The following is a 15,438-nucleotide window of genomic DNA, read 5'->3' on the forward strand; positions in this document are numbered from 1 at the left end:
GAAGCAGTAAGCGATGAATATTTTTCAGAGAAGCCAGGCGGCAAATAAGGGCGCCCCAGGTGCAGCGCTGTTAATCAGCATCAGGTTATCCCCCGGACGCACATATTTCCCGCGGTGACTTTACAGAGAGCAGTCGCTGCTCCCGCTCGTCAGAACCCATAAAGCTTAACCGGATTGTCGCGCAGTATTCTTTCGCGATCGCGGCTATCTGGCGCCCAGATGTTCATAAGATCGAGCAATACCGCATCATCGGGCTTATTTTCATCTGGTTGAGTGGGGTGAGGCCAGTCGCTACCCCATAACAGACGTTCGGCATTAATCCTGACCAGACTCTGGGCAACGGGAGCGACATCGTTATAGCCAGGCGCACCCGTCCGGGAATCAATGTAAGCCCCGGAGAGTTTTACCCAGGTTTTCTGCCCGTCAAGCATACGGCGCAGCGTCGCAAAGACAGGCGACTTAAGGCCATCAGGCTGAGGAACATGCCCCATATGATCGATCACAACCGGCGTCGGTAATTTTTGCAGCTGGTTTTCCAGCGCGACTAACTGTTCACCTGACGACACTACCTGAATATGCCAGTTAAGCGGGTGTATGCGCGCAGCTAACGTCGCCATATCATTCGGGTCGAACTGACTGTAGACAAGGTTAAATCGAATCCCCCTGACGCCAGCCTGATGCAGCTTTTGCAACTCATCATCGGTTACCGTGCCATCTACAACGGCCACGCCGCGTGCACTGCCGTTGCTGGCTGCCAGACCATTCAGTAAGACGCTGTTATTGGTGCCATATCTCGACGGGGTCACAATCACCATTCGGCCGATCCCCAACCTCTGCTGTAGCCTGCGATAATCTTCCAGTGAGGCATTGGCGGGGTTAACAATTTTGGTGCCAGGCACAGAGGGACAACGGCTGTCGTAGAGGTGCATATGACAATCTACGCTTCCTGCTGGCGGAATTAATTTCGGGGGATGATCGCCTGCGCTATAAGGCACGTTTGCAAAGGCGGGAAAAGTGGCAGCAACAGCACATGCAGAGCTTAACTGTAAAAAGTGTCGACGGGTTACGGGCATCTGTCCTCCTGATAGTCGGGCATGAATTTAATGCCCGTTTTATTGAGCGCACGGGGAAACGAATTATCCATTTCCGAAAACAGAGGCGTAGCGAAAATAGAGCCCGCCGATTTATCCTCAACAGTAAGGCTTAATCGATTGATGCACCCCGCTGGGAAAAGTTACAGACAGGAATCCCGATATGATAATTGCCTGTGAAAAAGAGATCGGGAGAAAACATAATTATCCGCAACACAGTCTTTCTGTATTGCGGATTAACAGCAGAGTCAGCATAAATTAGCGGACGCGGCCCAGCTCAGCGGCGCGCATTGCATCGTGGATCTCTTTCTCAGCGCCGTTTTCGAGCGGCAGCAGCGGTGAGCGAACGGTCGCATGTTCAAGGATGCCACGCGCAACCAAAGCATGCTTAAGGGCAACGGTGCCCTCCATGTGTGAACCACGGTGGTAGACGCTTTTGGTGACTGGCAGCAGACGGTCGTGCAGCTGACGCGCTTTAACGTAGTCGCCCGCTTTGCCCGCCTTAATCATCTCAATTAGCGGCTCAGGGGCGATATTACCGTAGCCAACCAGGAAGCCATCAACGTCAAAAGCGGTATGCAGCAGATATTCATCGTGACAGCTTAAAATTTGCAGGTTGGGGCGCTCGCGACGAATCACCGGGATTTCAGTGTCCCAGCGGCGCATATTGCGCACGCCATTTTTCATGGCAAATACGCCTGGCTGAGCGGAGATCTCCAGCAGCGTTTTCAGATTGTAGGTGGCTTTAGTGACATCCGGGTACTGGAAAAGAATCAGCGGCAGGCCGCTTTCCTCATAAACCACGCGGTAGCGATCCTGGGGCGCGCCATCCTGATAGCCAAAACGCAGCCAGCCGTGAGAAGGATAGAGCAGGCCGGCTGATGCGCCAGCGTCAACGGCACGCTTCGCTTCCAGCGCAGCCACTTCTGTGCCTTCACCGGTAATACCGGCAATAATCGGCAGTTTGTTATCTACAGACTTAACGAATGCGCGGATAACATTCGCCTGCTCTTCCTGGGTAAGAAACGTTCCCTCTCCGGCATGTCCCAGCACCACCAGGCCTTTCACGCCGTCGATACTTCCCAGCCAGTTACCGAGGCGCTGAATGGCGTCATAGTCGACGCGACCATCGCGAGTGAAGGGAGTAACCGGAGCCGGCGTTAAGCCTTTCAGATCGATGTTAATCATAACTATCTCCTTGATGAGTAAGCCTGTCTGTCAGGGTTTAGCGATCGTTAAGAACAGAAATGAAATCGTTTCTGCAATCGTTTTCACGTAACTGACATTGAACCGCGAAAATTAAATCGTCAACGGCAGGCTGGTTAAAAATGCAACGACGATCACAAACAGAACAGCAATCAGCCTCCGGGATGAGATCCTGGATACAAAATGCAACCCTCAGCGGCTTAGTGTGTGAAAGCTGATGAGGATCCGGGCCGAATTATTTACGTGGAGAAGAGGTGGACTTACGGGGGATAAGAGAGGGCGTGGTAATCCGCATATTATTATTTAGCTCTGGATTCAATAACATATCAACCGCATCGCTGGCGATATGCTCCAGCGGGGTTCTGACCGAGGTCAGCGCCACGGGCAGTCTGCTTACCAGTGGAATATCGTTATATCCCACCAGGGAGAGATCTTCGCCAATGATCAGGCCCTGCTGATGCGCGGCAGCAAGAACGCCAATCGCCAGCTCGTCGTTAACGGCAAACAGCGCGCTTGGGCGATGGCGCTGGCTGAGAATTTTCATTCCCTGCTGCTCGCCTGAGGCGATATTGAAATCAGAATGACAGCACCATTCAGCTTCGATCTTCAGCCCGGCTTCCCGCATTGCCTGCTCGAAGCCCTTACGCCGGCTAAGGGCGTTAGAAGCAAAATCAGGGCCGCCAATCAGGCCGATATCACGATGCCCTAAATCTATCAGGTGCCGCGTGGCCAGATAGCCGCCAAGCTCATCGTCCCCGACCGATGAAGGGCTGGAACCGTCGGTGCGCAGCGCCAGAACATGGGGAATATCCCGTTCGCGCAGAGTTTGGGGCAAAGGATCGTCTAGCCGGCAGGTGGACATAATCAGCCCGTCTACCCGGCGATCCAGTAGTGACTCAACGGCCTTCTTCTCCTGCTCTTTGCTGTCGCCGCAGGTGGCAACGATCGCAAAATAGCCTCTCCGGGCTGCAGCTCTGGCTATCTCTTCAAAAAGCATGGCGGTGACGGCATCGGTCAGTCTCGGAACCAATACGCCAAGCGTGCCGGTATCGCCACGCCGCAGGCTGGAGGCAACATAGTCCCGGCGGTAGCCCAGCTCTCGGGCAACCTGGCGAATTTTTTCCGCCGAGGCGCTGCGCGAGGTGGGTAATCTTTCATCAAGTACGCGCGAAACGGTCGAGACGCTAACGCCCGCAGCACGCGCAACATCCCGCATTGTCGCCAGCTTCTTTTCCGGCAAATCGTTCAGTTCACTATCTTGATCCATCTGCTGCTCCAGCTCATCAATCGGGTAAAGATCCCTGTTGCCCGTTCAACGAATACCATCGTGCAAACCGAGGGGTTTAAGGATCTTACGTCAAACTTTGTCTGGACAAAAGAAATGGTGCTTCACTTTGCCAGGTCGGCGTTGAATGGCTATTAAATTGCTATTTTTAAATGTCTTTTTATAAATTCATCGACGGGGATATTTCCCCGTTAGTTTTTTTTAGTTTGTGAACCGCTCGACATTTATACAACTGGCGTAATTGACTTAGCGGTAAATCCAGCAAAGAATTCACCGCAAATGAAATCGATTGCAGTAACGTTATCACGCGCTGATTCAGACAGCACTTTATGCAACACGTTATGTGAATAAGGAATCGTTGTCCTGTTGTTATTCATAAGGTTACGTGTATGCGCACCGACAACGTCTAACAGGACACTATTATGTCAATTCAGGCCACTGCTTCAGATTACGTCGTTGACAGCGGAACTGCTTCAACACCAGCCGTGCTGCTGGCAAGGCTGGAACGTCTGCCTATTACCCGGCGGCTGAAGGCGATCCGTATTATTGTCGGCTTATCTACCTTCTTTGATGCCTACACCATTATTGCTATCGCCTTTGCGCTTCCCCAGCTCACCCAGGAATGGGGGCTGACGCCAACCTTTGTCGGTCTTATTATTGCGGCCAGTTATGTCGGGCAGCTGTGCGGCGCGCTTTTTTTTGGCTCGCTGGCGGAAAAAATAGGCCGAATTGGCGTGTTACGTATCACCATTATTATGTTCGTCGTGATGGATGCTGCCTGCCTTTTTGCCTGGAACGGCTGGTCAATTCTTATTATTCGCTTTTTGCAGGGGGTAGGGATCGGTGCCGAGGTGCCCGTTGCCAGCGCCTATATCAATGAATTTGTCGGGGCCAAAAAGCGCGGACGCTTCTTTTTACTGTATGAGGTGATTTTCCCTGTTGGAATGATGTTCGCCGGGCTGGTGGGATATTTTCTGGTGCCCATCTATGGCTGGAAAGTGATGTTTTTAATTGGCTTAGTTCCCTCCGCGCTGACTGTTCCCCTGCGCTGGTTAATGCCAGAGTCGCCACGCTGGCTGGCTTCAAAAGGTAAGCTGCAAGAGGCGGAAAACGTCGTATCCACCTTAGAAGCTGAGGTCATCAGGCGTGGGATGACGTTACCCGAACCTGAAGTTAAAGCGCCCGCCGCGCAGAAAGCGGCACCGGAAGGGGTCAAGGCTCTCTTTGGGGGCATCTATAAATCCCGAACCTTTATGCTTTGGGGATTGTGGCTGACGGTTTACAGCGTGAACAACGGCATGATTACCTGGTTCCCAACCCTCTATAAAACCTGGTTTAACCTATCTCTTGATACCAGCCTGGCTTACGGCTGGATCACCTCCTCATGCGGGGTGGTGGCTTCGGTAATTTGTGCCCTGCTGATCGACCGCATAGGTCGCAAGCGCTGGTACACATGGGCCTTTCTGCTGGCTATCGTTCCGCTGATTACGCTTTCTGTTCTGGGGGCAAAATCTGCCGTTGAGATTCTTATTCTGGGAAGTTTGACCTACGCCATTCTTCAGACCATCGCCTTTTCGCTTTATCTCTATGCGGCTGAGCTTTATCCCACCAGACTGCGCGCCATTGGCACCGCCTATTCCAGCGCCTGGCTACGCGCGGGGTCATCCATTGGCCCGCTGATGGTAGGTTTTATCGTCAGCGGCTTTGGCATGCGCTTTGTGTTTATTACTTTTGCGGTCATTGCGCTTATTGGCGGCTTAATTACCTGGTTTTACGCTATTGAAACCAAAGGGAAGTCGTTAGAGGAGCTGTCGCCATAGAGGGGCCTGCGCTGGCACTAGCTGTTACCGATAAACCCTACGAGCTCATTCATTCGGCAGGCGCCAAAAGAGGGTATTGCAAACGTGCTGGCAGGTTAAACTCTGCAAAAAAACCACCTGAGAAGGTGGTTTCTTTTTATTACCAGCTAAGTTCTTGCTTAGTGGCTTTGGCGTTCTGTTTGTACATCATCTCAAGCGTGGTGTAGCTGCACATATCCAGCGTTCCCTGGCAGTAATCTTTGATGACGCGATCTAACACCTGCCTGTCGGTCACTTTTGTGAGTTTTTTAAATGCGTTCAGGTTCTGCTTTTCCATCATGCGTAAGGTGGTCGGCTGGCACATATCGAGCTGGCCGTCACAGTAATCCGCTTTCACTCGCTTCTGGATATAGCTGATCACTTCTTTCTTCTGGGCTTCTGAGCCATCAAAGTCCAGTGGATGAACAAAGCCTGCGTTTGCAGCGGCAGAGGTGAGTAAAAGCGCAGCCCCAACAAGTAATTTCATTAAGAAGTCCTTCTCAAAAAAGTAAGCGCTAAGATTAATCTTAATCGAGGCGGAAGTGAACTGCTGAAGTGAGTCAGGCTGGGGTTGGTGCCGGACGAGAAATTTTATAAAGCGGCACGGCTGGTACTGCGTGCCGCCAAACGCAAGTATGGCTCGGCGTACTGGTATCACCCGCTGATCGGGAAGTTCCAGATGAGCGGAGGGATACCGAAATGAGCGACTCTGAGGGTTTTGACGCCCGTCAGGACTATCTGATGAAGCATATCCTGCCTGCGCAGGCTCTGTGCAGCATCTATGGTCCCAGCGGCTCGTTCAAAAGCTTTCTTGCCGTTTACTGGGCCTGCCATATTTCGGCGTGCATCCCACGGGCAGACCGCAAGGTAAACCGTGGTGCGGTGCTGTATATCGTGGGTGAGGGCGGCATTGGCGTACCGCGCCGCATCCGTGCCTGGGAGCAGGTTTAACAGCAGCGCGTAGAAAACCTCTGGCTGGTAAACCGGCCTGTCTTTCCGGTGCGTCAGTCAGAGGTGCAGGAGGTTATCCAGGCGGCAAAGCAGATTGAGTCAGATGGCGGTCTGCCGGTGCGTATGATTGTCATCGACACGCTGGCACGCTGCTTTGGCGGCAATGACGAAAACGACGCCCGTGATATGGGCGCGTTTGTTGAGGGTTGTTACGAAATCAAACGGAAGGCCGGCGCCACGGTGCTGGTGGTTCACCATTCAGGGAAAGACGAAGCTAAAGGTGCGCGGGGCTCCAGCTCATTTCGTATGGGTCTGGATGCTGAGCGAATCGCCTTTATCCTCACCTGTACCAAAATGATGGACGCTGAGGAGCCGAAGCGCCGGGCGTACGACCTGCAGCCGGTAAAGCTGTTCACCGACGAAGAGGGGGAGGAGATCCATTCGCTGGCCGTGCGGGATGTCGCCCGTGAGGCTGATGAGGACGAACCAGAACTGGCCGGCGTGCCGAATATTACAGGAAATCATATTGCGCTCTGACAGGCTATTCGTAGTCGTATTGCCAGCCAAGAGGTATGTACAAAAATGATTGTACGCGACGACCTTAAAGCTATGGGGATCAATACCAAGCACTTTACCCGCTGGCTGCAGAAGCTGACTAATGATGGTCTGGTTACCCAGAACGGTGATCACCTTACGCTCCATTCTCATCATAAATTGGGTAAAAAAGTGGGGAGGTTGTGGGGAATATGGGGAGCGCGACCCCACAATCCCCACTTTTCACCTGTATATACCCAGAAAGTGGGGAGAACCCCTGAAACCCGCATCAGTACTGGACGGAGCAGGGTTTAGAAAAAACAGGTGGGGGCAAGTGGGGATAGTAAGAGAGGTTTAAATGGCCCTATACTTATGCATCGCTGGCCCGACGTTATGGCTTACTTAGGAAAGCCCATGATGATGACCGCTTTGTGCCAGAAGCGGACTTTGACATGTTAGCTGAGGTGTCTGAGTTAAATGTCGCATAACAGAACTCTTATTGTGAATGTTCGCTTATTTAATTTTATCTGTTTTATATCCAATCATGAACCTTTAAGGTAAAGTTCCACACCCTATGTCACAGAAAAATATAAAGGTGCGAGGTGGAAGGTAATAGTATGGCTTTTATATTATATATTATTTCCATAAATAACTTTTTGGGTGATTACCATGACTGATAAGGATGATTTCATGAGAGAGAAAAAGATTCCTTTCCTATCGATAGGCATTTTCACTGCTGAGTTGTTACTTCTTAAGTACGAACATGTTTTTATTGGATTTTCTATTCTATTTGCTTATGGCTGCTATAAACTTTACCCAGAAAGGTATCTGCTGGCAAAAATAACAAAAAGCGCATATGCACTTAAGTTGTATAACGTGGTGATATGGTTTGTTTCTTATGTGTTGACACTCAAGATGCTTAGTGTTATTTATAATGTTAACGAAGAATATTTAAAATACTCTCCAGCCCTTGTTGCCATTCCAGTTTCTATTTGCGTTTTATATTTCTTCTTGATAGTTTTTACCGGCGTATCCAGTACTATAGGCATGATTACTAGTAACTTTGTCAATTTTGCCCCTAAGTCGATGAAAGGTAGTTATGAGCAATCAATCTTTGTCAAGGTTGTTAGCATGTTGCAATCTCTGATGATTGTTTTGGTAATGCCTTTTATTCTGGCTGCTCTATCTACGGTTTATGTTGCAAGAATAGCTATTTTGTCGGATGCGTCATTTTTATCGGATTGCGGAGCAAAACAATGGGGGGTGATGTATCTAAGAAAAAATACTGATGAATGCTACAAGTTTACTTTAAACACTAATGTATTTAGTGAACAACCATCGATTGTAAAATCAAAAAAATAGAAAAATGGGATGTAAAAAGCAAATTTTTACTGAGTGGCACCTACTTGACTCATACACAAATCCTTCAGCAGCGGCAAAACCGCTAAAAAGTCCGCTTTTCGCTCACAGCAGACTTTGCCTTGCGCGCATGGCTGCTTTGTGCCAGAAGCAGACGTTGCTAAAATCGAATTGTGTTGATTTGTGAGCAAAAGCTTAGTGAAGTGCCGGCATGTAACGTGAAGTCACGGCAAATAATTAACAGACTCAGCTGACTATTAAGGAGAGAAATTGAAGCTTTTTGATTATCTTAAGATGAAGTTTCCTGATCTAGCGCCTGAAGCCACCAAAGTCCATCTTGCGCAATTAAATGATTATAAAGAGGATCCGCTAGTTAAATTCCTTGAAGGGACTTTCGACGACTGGCAGTGCTGGCAGAAGCGACTGGAATTTAGCCGCATATATGTCGTTTCACTGATCAGGATCCCGGGGACTGAAACTTGGCTATTTGCAGGAGCATTTCAGCAGATAGGTAACGCGGGAAAGAAAGCCTACCCTGGTCGTGAGGAACTGTATTATCAGTACCAGCTTCAGAAAATCCCAGAGACTGAAGAATACGCTGGAAGGATGTATATCAGCTTTAAAAATACAGTTCGCAACTATATTCGCCTAGGTGAAAGTATTCAGAGCGAACTGGTAATCAGTGCCATCACCCCGGCACCTCTGGCCTTCGGCGAGTTTCCCGGCTACCGCAATGTCGTGCTGGACCGGAACAGCATCGGCTCGATCCTTAGACTTAATCTGCAATCCTGGCGTACCGCACTGTCCGTGGTTAAAGGCATCTATGTATTAACTGATCGGGACGGCGGAAAACTCTACGTTGGAAAAGCCGATGGAATAGAGGGGATATGGGGCCGATGGGAATATTATTTTGGTTCCGGGCATGGTGGTAATGTAGGGCTTAAGAAAGCTTTCGGCACAGGCGATGAAAACAGACTGCAGAATATCACTTTCGCGATCCTGGAAGTCATAGATCTTAATGCCGAAAAGGGTGAAATTGACCGTCGAGAAACTCACTGGAAACAAATACTGCTCTCGCGGGAATTTGGCCATAACCGGAACTAATAAGCCTGTAAAAACACACCGAACTGCTCCCCATAAATTAAGATCCGACATCAATGTTGGAACAATTGCGGTTTTCGCTTTATTGCCGCTTTTGGCCGTTGCCGTGGGCTGTTATATGCCAATAGCAGTTGTTGCGAACTTTGGCCCATATTCATCAATGGGCGCAGGTCAATCTATACACTGATTTTTTGTTTTTAAGTTCTGAACTATAGTGCCGATACTGAAATTAAATAATTTTGTCCTCAGGGAGCAATGTTGTGAAAGATTTTTCAAAATACTCGAAAGCTTTAGGGATGGCTAAGTTCTATGTTTATGCATTTTATGACACTGAAGATGCAACTAAAAGGCCGTTTTATATAGGCAAAGGCAAGTCAGAACGCTGTCTTGATCATATAAAGTATAATGATGACTCTCCGAAATCAGAACGAATTAATCATCTGTTGAAAACAGGTAATCTGGGTATCGACATACTACGTCATGGCATGGATGAGGCAACCGCGAAGCTTGTTGAAGCAACATGTATTGATCTCTTAGGTGTTGGAGAACTAACCAACAAAGTACGAGGAAGCAGCTCTCTTATGGGGCGAATCACGCTGGATGAGCTCAACCATCTTCTTCTTAAGCAAGAGACGGAAATCGCACCTGAACATGCAGGGCTCGCTTTTTTGCTAAACAGCACATACAAGTCTGGCATGAGTGCACTTGCACTATATGAAGCAACGCGTGGCGTCTGGGCAAAAGTACCAAAAGATGAAAACCTGCAATTTGCATACGCCACTTACGGCGGTTTGGTGATGGAAGTTTACGAGATACACGGCTGGATAAAGGCTGGCTCCCAGCAGTACTTTACCCGGGAACTGATCATCCCTCCCGAAACCAACCGTTCAGAGTTTGTTGGACGAATTGCATCACCAGAAGTCAGAGAATTATACGTGGGCAAGCTAATCAAAAAATCGCGCAGTCATGGTAGCCCTTTCGTAAAAGTAGGGCTGACACGATAAACTGACCTGTTCTCCGTTGATTAATACACCTCCATGCTAGTCATGTTGTTGAGACTGCCAATGTCTGTTCCTCGCTCTTAACGGATCTTGGCGTACTTATGAGCCCCTTTGTACAAGCATGAGCCAGTAGCGCATAAAAAGCTATCAGTTACGGTTGCCAAACGTCTGTGTCATCAGTGAGCAGAGTTGGTTTGGGTTACTAAAATTCTTTTTTTATTTTTTCATCTGATTTGGTATCGTCAAAAATCTTTGAGCACTCTTCAATAATTAATCTCAGTTCTTCGTCCATAACAGGGATAGATTGACTGTTAGTACTAACAATTTTTTCATTTAGTACAGAATTAACTTTATTAGATGCCTCAAGCTTTGCAGCTTTTTCTTTTTCTTCTGCTTCTTTTTGCATTCTGGAGGCCTTCTCATTTAACTCCCCAAGCGCAACAGAAATTGCACTTAAAAATCCTAATGGTGACAGGATTCTGGCTGGCGAATTCTCAGGCTCCTTTACTTTTGCAAAATCAATATTTGTATAAAAAGGCGTTTCGGTAAGTGTTGCCTTCACTCGCCGAACCGCTTCATTTGGGGTTCTGAAAACGACCTTTGCAGGGATCCGTAGTACCCTGTAACCTCGTTCTAATGAAATCTTATCTCTTATGCGATCACGCTCAACTTGTTCAGGCGATGAATGCCATGCTGCGCCATCAATCTCAACAACCTGTCTGCCGTTGACCAGAAAGTCAAAACGGTAAGGCGGAGATCTAACCTGCATTTCTAGCGTCAGTAATGAGCATACTAATTTTCCTGCGCTTGGCTTAAGATTTAACTCTCTGATCATCGCTGCTAGAAATTGTTCTTCAGCCGGTGACTCGCATTCAGCCATAAATAAATCGTACCAATCATCCTCTGGAGTAGCATTGAGCCAACTTAACTGTTGAATCTGTTTCTGGTTATTAATTTTTTTATCAAAACTGTCTTTTGTGAAGTGTTTACACAATCCCATAATGACCAAAATAACAGCAAATAACAGCAGCGGGAACATGAAACATAACGGCAATAACACCACAAGCCAACTAATGCGTACCCAAAAATCCCTATCGAACTTTTTGCTCACGATAAACTCATGCTTTTTGATATCTGGTTGATTATTATTAAAGGTATCAAAATTGGCATTTAACATCAGTACGGATATTCTGTTTTTTCCCTTACGCTTAGGGTAAAAATGCAACCTGTTACCGTGGCCAAGCGGATTATTAAGTTTCCTATTGGATAGATGGCCCTGGTGGTCGATGACTATGGCCGCGCGATTGAGTACTACACCGACAAGCTGGGTTTTACGCTGGTAAAGGATACGCCGCAGCCGGGTAAGCGCAGGGTCGTTTTAACACCAAATCCGGAAGGCGACTGAAATCTTCTTCTGGCCCATGCTTCAAACGAGCGGCAGGAAAACTTTATCGGCAACCAATGCGGCGGAGGGGTATTCCTGTTCCTATAGACTGACGATTTTTGGCGCGACTATAACGCTATGAAGGCGAAAGGCGTCCGCTTTTGCCAGGAGCCGCGAAAGGAGGATTACGGGATGGTCGTTGTATTTGAGGACATCTACGGCAACCGCTGGGATCTTTACCAGCACAAGCAAAATTAACTCTTCGAAGGTCAGGTCACTAAAGCCTGATCGGCTTCAATACCAGGTCCGCTTTTCGCTCATAGCGGACATTGCATTTGCTGAGCAGCTTTATGCGACAGGCGACCTAATTATTACGTAGCTCTAGGGCTGAAACAGCTTAGTGTGACGAGATTGGCTAAATGAGGGATGGGGGAATTGCTACTTCAATCTACTTCTGACCAGAATCCTATAAGTATCCTGGAAAACCAGCTCAACGGTAGCTTCTGAGGTAAGTCATTGATAATTTGGTGGCCCCTGCTGGGTTTGAACCAGCGACCAAGCGATTATGAGTCCGAAAATGATCGCAGATAAATCAGTAAGTTAATGATTTTTATATCTTTTTGTGTGGCATATAGTGACATATAGTGTCACATAGTGTCATCCTCTGCTGCCATTTTGCTGCCAATTTTTGCGGCTTAAAGTCTTTCCAGTGGATTGAGATTAAGGGCCTCAAAAAGATGATCGGGTGCAAAGTGAGCGTAGCGCATCGTAACCTTTATGTCAGTGTGACCTAATATGCGCTGAAGCACCAAAATATTGCCACCATTCATCATAAAGTGCGATGCGAAAGTGTGGCGCAACACATGTGTTAATTGCCCGGCTGGAGTCTCAATTCCTGCTCTTTTTAGGGCTGATCTAAATGCTGCATAGCATGAAGTAAAAAGCGGTTTTGCTTTCCTGCTTGATGGAAGTTCTGCAACAAGCGAGTCACTAATAGGGACTGCTCGATTTTTCTTCCCCTTTGTTTTGGTGAAGATAACTTTACCTGCTCTAATTTGATTTCCTTTTAAAGATTCAGCTTCTCCCCAGCGCGCACCAGTAGCCAAACATATTTTAACAACTGATAATAAGTCTTTAGAGCTGCTTGCTTCGCATTCTTTTAATAATTCTCTGATTTCTTCATTCGTTAGATAAGCCATTTCAGATTCGGCTATTTTATATTCTCTGACATTATCTAACGGGTTCGGGGCTTGCCATTCATCTAAACGGCGAAGTTCATTAAATACTGCACGAAAGTAAGCTAGTTCAAGATTGACAGTTCGCGGCGTTACAGTTTTCACGCGGGTCGAGCGAGTGATTTTGCCCGACAAACGCTGCTCGCGGTATGCGGAAAAAATGCGAGCATTGAATTCGGAAGCAAGTGGATTGCCCATAGCCTTACATGCAAACTCCATCGCATCTTTACGCTTCTGCCCATCAGTTAAAGTTATGCCGTGTGCGTTGTACCACGTTTCAACCAAATCAAAGACGGTGCGTTTGTCAGTCTTTTCTCCCAGCCAGGGCTTATCTTGCGCTTGATCCTTAATATGCTTTTCAAAAGACAGCGCCTCGCCTTTTGTAGCGAATTGACGACGGATCCGCTTGCCATCCCGCCCGTTCGGAAACACCTGAGCTTGCCACTTACCATTAGGCAGTTTGTTAACAGCCATTCGCTTTAAACGCTCTCCGTTTTAGATACGATCCTACCCAGCACATTAATGTCATCTGGTGCGCAGTCAAAAGAGGCCGGTCCGTTTTCAACGCGAAGTTTCTTTCCTGGCAGGCGATAGACTTCTTTTATGCTGATCAGCCCGTCGATGTCGATTAACCAGAGGCCATCTGTAACTTCAGCTTTAGCCCCTTCGATTAAATAAACTGCGTTATCAATCTCAACAAAAAACGGATCTGAGACATTAGCGGGTAGCAGCCGAGCGTCATAGCTGACTAGCTCGCTTGATTGTTCAACCCCATTCGAGATTTTTTTGTATCTCAATCGGGTTGAGGCTTCTTCCTTGTCTTCCTTCCTAGATTCACCTTGCCCTGTAGCAAGCCATAGTAGCGGTGTTCCGGTATCTAAATGACAGGCTATGAGCCAGTCGTGAGGGAACGTATCGCGCATCCACCTGTTAGCCATGGTGCTCTGTGAAATGCCTAAGTGATTGCACAAAGCTTGTCGGGTGTTGAATTGATAGGCGCTCATGATGCGGTTAATAGCTTCTTTACCGCCACCTTGTGATGGGTAAAGGTGCTCCGTGATACCTTTTGGAGACTCAATTGTGTTTGACATGTTTGTTATGAGATCCTATCATCGCATTTGTGATGTATGACATATAGTGACATTTACTGACATCTACTAACTCAAAAGGAATCTTGCATCATGAAAAGTGATTTTTCAATGCGACCTAATCTCAACTTTGTGATTTCAGAGCCTTACATCTCTCTGGATGAGTATTGCCGCCGTACAGGCATTTGTAAGAGAACTGCCCGTAAAATGTACCAAGAAAACCGCTTGCCAATCAGGAAGAAAGAAGGAGCTAACGGCCTGGTAGAGGTAAACATGCTGGCTCTCATTATCGAGGCTGCGTCTGATTACCACATCACAATGCAAGCTTGTTAAATCCATATTGGGATAACGAAAGGGAATAATCATGTTTGATTTTCGTGTTTCCACACATACCGATTACGACGATGCCTGCCGCAAGTTTGCGCTTACGCACAACATGACGGAGCTGGCGCAGCGGGCAGGTATGAAAGTGCAGACCCTGCGCAACAAGCTGAACCCGGATCAGGTTCATCAGCTGACCGTTCCTGAAGTGCTGTTGCTCACCGATCTGACCGAAGACGCCACGCTGATGGACGGCATGCTGGCGCAACTGCAATGTCTGCCGTGCGTGCCGGTTAACGAGCTGGCAAAAGAGAAGTTTCCGACGTACGTGCTGAAGGCGACCGCCGAAGTCGGGCATATGGCCGCTAACGCCGCGAACCTGGAGCGTATTACGGCAACCTGCCGCCGCGGCATTCTGGAAGCTGCCAATACCGGGATCCGCTGCATGATGCTGGCCGCGCTGGCCGTGCAGAATCGCGTTCACTCTAACCCGACTTTAGCCTCAACCGTTGACGCTATCAGCGGGCTGGGTGCTTCGATTGGCATCAGCTGAGGGCGCGCGATGATTTCATTTGCGGCACGGCTCAAACGTCAGAGTCCGTCAATGTCATACGGGCATGGCTGGATTATGGGCGAGAACGGCAAGCGCTGGCATCCGGTGCTGAGCCAGCAGGTACAGGCAAAAGAGCAAAGAGGTAAAACATGGCTATCGAAGGCGATTCAATGCTGGTTGAGCTTACTGCCGGCCAACGGGTTTCGGCGCTGAATCACGTTGCCTTAATCCGCGCGCAGCTGATGGGCGGCAACTGTGAAAAAGATATGACCCGATTTTTCTCTGAAATGCGCGATGTGACAGACAGTAATTACCAGGACAACAAGCGCGCACTGAGCGCGATTCTCTTCCTGGCAAACATCGGTAAAGACAGGCACGAGGCTGAATTTAGTGAACTGACTACTGATGAAAGAGCGGCGCTTATTCGTGCAATGAATCATCTGAAAGCAGTCGTGAGTTTATTTCCGAAGCGAATGGCTCTGCCTAATTAA

At 48.3% G+C, this 15,438-nt stretch carries 15 protein-coding genes and 3 pseudogenes; 11 read left to right on the forward strand and 7 right to left on the reverse strand.

All coding sequences use genetic code 11. The features are described 5' to 3' along the window. Nucleotides 1–149 precede the first annotated feature (149 nt). From LB453_RS05005 to LB453_RS05015, 3 genes are all read right to left on the reverse strand, one after another. The gene (locus LB453_RS05005) at nt 150–1,073 is read right to left on the reverse strand and encodes an amidohydrolase family protein (protein WP_103794581.1); all 924 of its coding nucleotides are present in this window, start codon (nt 1,071–1,073) and stop codon (nt 150–152) included. A gap of 276 nt (nt 1,074–1,349) precedes the next feature. Next, nucleotides 1,350–2,279 (reverse strand): dihydrodipicolinate synthase family protein, encoded by a 930-nt coding sequence (locus LB453_RS05010; RefSeq protein ID WP_224481608.1) that lies wholly within the window; start codon nt 2,277–2,279, stop codon nt 1,350–1,352. A gap of 253 nt (nt 2,280–2,532) precedes the next feature. Beyond that, entirely contained in the window at nt 2,533–3,564 is a 1,032-nt protein-coding gene (locus tag LB453_RS05015; protein WP_103794582.1) for a LacI family DNA-binding transcriptional regulator, read from the reverse strand. 440 nt (nt 3,565–4,004) lie between these two features. Here LB453_RS05015 and LB453_RS05020 point away from each other — a divergent pair, with 440 nt between their 5' ends. Beyond that, complete coding sequence (locus LB453_RS05020) at nt 4,005–5,402, forward strand: MFS transporter (RefSeq protein ID WP_103794583.1); 1,398 nt, start codon at nt 4,005–4,007, stop codon at nt 5,400–5,402. Between the two features lie 139 nt (nt 5,403–5,541). On the opposite strand, the gene LB453_RS05025 is transcribed toward LB453_RS05020, so the two are convergent. Continuing rightward, a complete protein-coding gene (locus LB453_RS05025; protein ID WP_103794584.1) occupies nt 5,542–5,907 on the reverse strand; it encodes a hypothetical protein in 366 nt (121 codons plus the stop codon). Nucleotides 5,908–5,991: 84 nt separating this feature from the next. Between LB453_RS05025 and LB453_RS05030 the strand changes: the two are divergent. From LB453_RS05030 to LB453_RS05050, 5 genes and pseudogenes are all read left to right on the forward strand, one after another. After that, nucleotides 5,992–6,123: pseudogene (locus LB453_RS05030) on the forward strand (hypothetical protein); the annotation flags it as partial. Between the two features lie 38 nt (nt 6,124–6,161). Further along, a pseudogene (locus tag LB453_RS05035) lies at nt 6,162–6,908 on the forward strand (helicase RepA family protein). A gap of 666 nt (nt 6,909–7,574) precedes the next feature. Next, entirely contained in the window at nt 7,575–8,267 is a 693-nt protein-coding gene (locus LB453_RS05040) for a hypothetical protein (protein ID WP_146053801.1), read from the forward strand. Between the two features lie 267 nt (nt 8,268–8,534). After that, nucleotides 8,535–9,368 carry a GIY-YIG nuclease family protein gene (locus LB453_RS05045; protein ID WP_103794586.1) on the forward strand — a complete coding sequence of 278 codons (834 nt, stop codon included), beginning with the start codon at nt 8,535–8,537 and terminating at the stop codon, nt 9,366–9,368. Between the two features lie 257 nt (nt 9,369–9,625). Next, nucleotides 9,626–10,369, forward strand: a complete 744-nt coding sequence (locus tag LB453_RS05050) for an LEM-3-like GIY-YIG domain-containing protein (protein ID WP_103794587.1) — start codon at nt 9,626–9,628, stop codon at nt 10,367–10,369. A 199-nt stretch (nt 10,370–10,568) separates the two neighbouring features. Here LB453_RS05050 and LB453_RS05055 read toward each other — a convergent pair whose 3' ends face one another. Then, entirely contained in the window at nt 10,569–11,543 is a 975-nt protein-coding gene (locus LB453_RS05055; protein ID WP_103794588.1) for an endonuclease domain-containing protein, read from the reverse strand. 93 nt (nt 11,544–11,636) lie between these two features. Between LB453_RS05055 and LB453_RS05060 the strand changes: the two are divergent. Continuing rightward, nucleotides 11,637–12,008, forward strand: a pseudogene (locus LB453_RS05060) (VOC family protein). A gap of 437 nt (nt 12,009–12,445) precedes the next feature. Here the strand turns inward: LB453_RS05060 and LB453_RS05065 are convergent. Together LB453_RS05065 and LB453_RS05070 are read right to left on the reverse strand one after the other, a co-directional pair. Continuing rightward, on the reverse strand, nt 12,446–13,459 hold the full coding sequence (locus tag LB453_RS05065; protein WP_103794589.1) for a tyrosine-type recombinase/integrase: 1,014 nt from the start codon (nt 13,457–13,459) through the stop codon (nt 12,446–12,448). A 5-nt stretch (nt 13,460–13,464) separates the two neighbouring features. After that, nucleotides 13,465–14,076, reverse strand: a complete 612-nt coding sequence (locus tag LB453_RS05070; RefSeq protein WP_103794590.1) for a phage repressor protein CI — start codon at nt 14,074–14,076, stop codon at nt 13,465–13,467. A 90-nt stretch (nt 14,077–14,166) separates the two neighbouring features. On the opposite strand from LB453_RS05070, the gene LB453_RS05075 reads away from it, so the two are divergent. Genes LB453_RS05075 through LB453_RS05090 form a run of 4 tightly spaced genes read left to right on the forward strand, consistent with a single transcriptional unit; the run spans nt 14,167 to nt 15,438 of the window. Continuing rightward, nucleotides 14,167–14,406: a regulator gene (locus tag LB453_RS05075; RefSeq protein WP_103794591.1), complete on the forward strand. Its 240-nt coding sequence runs from the start codon at nt 14,167–14,169 to the stop codon at nt 14,404–14,406. Between the two features lie 31 nt (nt 14,407–14,437). Then, nucleotides 14,438–14,947: a phage regulatory CII family protein gene (locus LB453_RS05080; protein ID WP_103794592.1), complete on the forward strand. Its 510-nt coding sequence runs from the start codon at nt 14,438–14,440 to the stop codon at nt 14,945–14,947. A gap of 9 nt (nt 14,948–14,956) precedes the next feature. Continuing rightward, the gene (locus LB453_RS05085) at nt 14,957–15,160 is read left to right on the forward strand and encodes a phage filamentation protein Fil family protein (RefSeq protein WP_103794593.1); all 204 of its coding nucleotides are present in this window, start codon (nt 14,957–14,959) and stop codon (nt 15,158–15,160) included. Further along, nucleotides 15,097–15,438 carry a DUF5347 family protein gene (locus tag LB453_RS05090; RefSeq protein WP_103794594.1) on the forward strand — a complete coding sequence of 114 codons (342 nt, stop codon included), beginning with the start codon at nt 15,097–15,099 and terminating at the stop codon, nt 15,436–15,438. The genes LB453_RS05085 and LB453_RS05090 overlap by 64 nt, the downstream gene beginning before the upstream one ends.

This window comes from Pantoea agglomerans (assembly GCF_020149765.1).
GTDB classification, from domain to species: domain Bacteria; phylum Pseudomonadota; class Gammaproteobacteria; order Enterobacterales; family Enterobacteriaceae; genus Pantoea; species Pantoea alvi.

What these genes read in the sequence shown, in the direction of transcription:
- LB453_RS05005 (WP_103794581.1), bottom strand. Translation starts at nt 1,073, where the DNA reads ATGCCCGTAACCCGTCGACACTTTTTACAGTTAAGCTCTGCATGTGCT.
- LB453_RS05010 (WP_224481608.1), bottom strand. Translation starts at nt 2,279, where the DNA reads ATGATTAACATCGATCTGAAAGGCTTAACGCCGGCTCCGGTTACTCCC.
- LB453_RS05015 (WP_103794582.1), bottom strand. Translation starts at nt 3,564, where the DNA reads ATGGATCAAGATAGTGAACTGAACGATTTGCCGGAAAAGAAGCTGGCG.
- LB453_RS05020 (WP_103794583.1), top strand. Translation starts at nt 4,005, where the DNA reads ATGTCAATTCAGGCCACTGCTTCAGATTACGTCGTTGACAGCGGAACT.
- LB453_RS05025 (WP_103794584.1), bottom strand. Translation starts at nt 5,907, where the DNA reads ATGAAATTACTTGTTGGGGCTGCGCTTTTACTCACCTCTGCCGCTGCA.
- LB453_RS05040 (WP_146053801.1), top strand. Translation starts at nt 7,575, where the DNA reads ATGACTGATAAGGATGATTTCATGAGAGAGAAAAAGATTCCTTTCCTA.
- LB453_RS05055 (WP_103794588.1), bottom strand. Translation starts at nt 11,543, where the DNA reads ATGTTAAATGCCAATTTTGATACCTTTAATAATAATCAACCAGATATC.
- LB453_RS05065 (WP_103794589.1), bottom strand. Translation starts at nt 13,459, where the DNA reads ATGGCTGTTAACAAACTGCCTAATGGTAAGTGGCAAGCTCAGGTGTTT.
- LB453_RS05070 (WP_103794590.1), bottom strand. Translation starts at nt 14,076, where the DNA reads ATGTCAAACACAATTGAGTCTCCAAAAGGTATCACGGAGCACCTTTAC.
- LB453_RS05075 (WP_103794591.1), top strand. Translation starts at nt 14,167, where the DNA reads ATGAAAAGTGATTTTTCAATGCGACCTAATCTCAACTTTGTGATTTCA.
- LB453_RS05080 (WP_103794592.1), top strand. Translation starts at nt 14,438, where the DNA reads ATGTTTGATTTTCGTGTTTCCACACATACCGATTACGACGATGCCTGC.
- LB453_RS05085 (WP_103794593.1), top strand. Translation starts at nt 14,957, where the DNA reads ATGATTTCATTTGCGGCACGGCTCAAACGTCAGAGTCCGTCAATGTCA.
- LB453_RS05090 (WP_103794594.1), top strand. Translation starts at nt 15,097, where the DNA reads ATGGCTATCGAAGGCGATTCAATGCTGGTTGAGCTTACTGCCGGCCAA.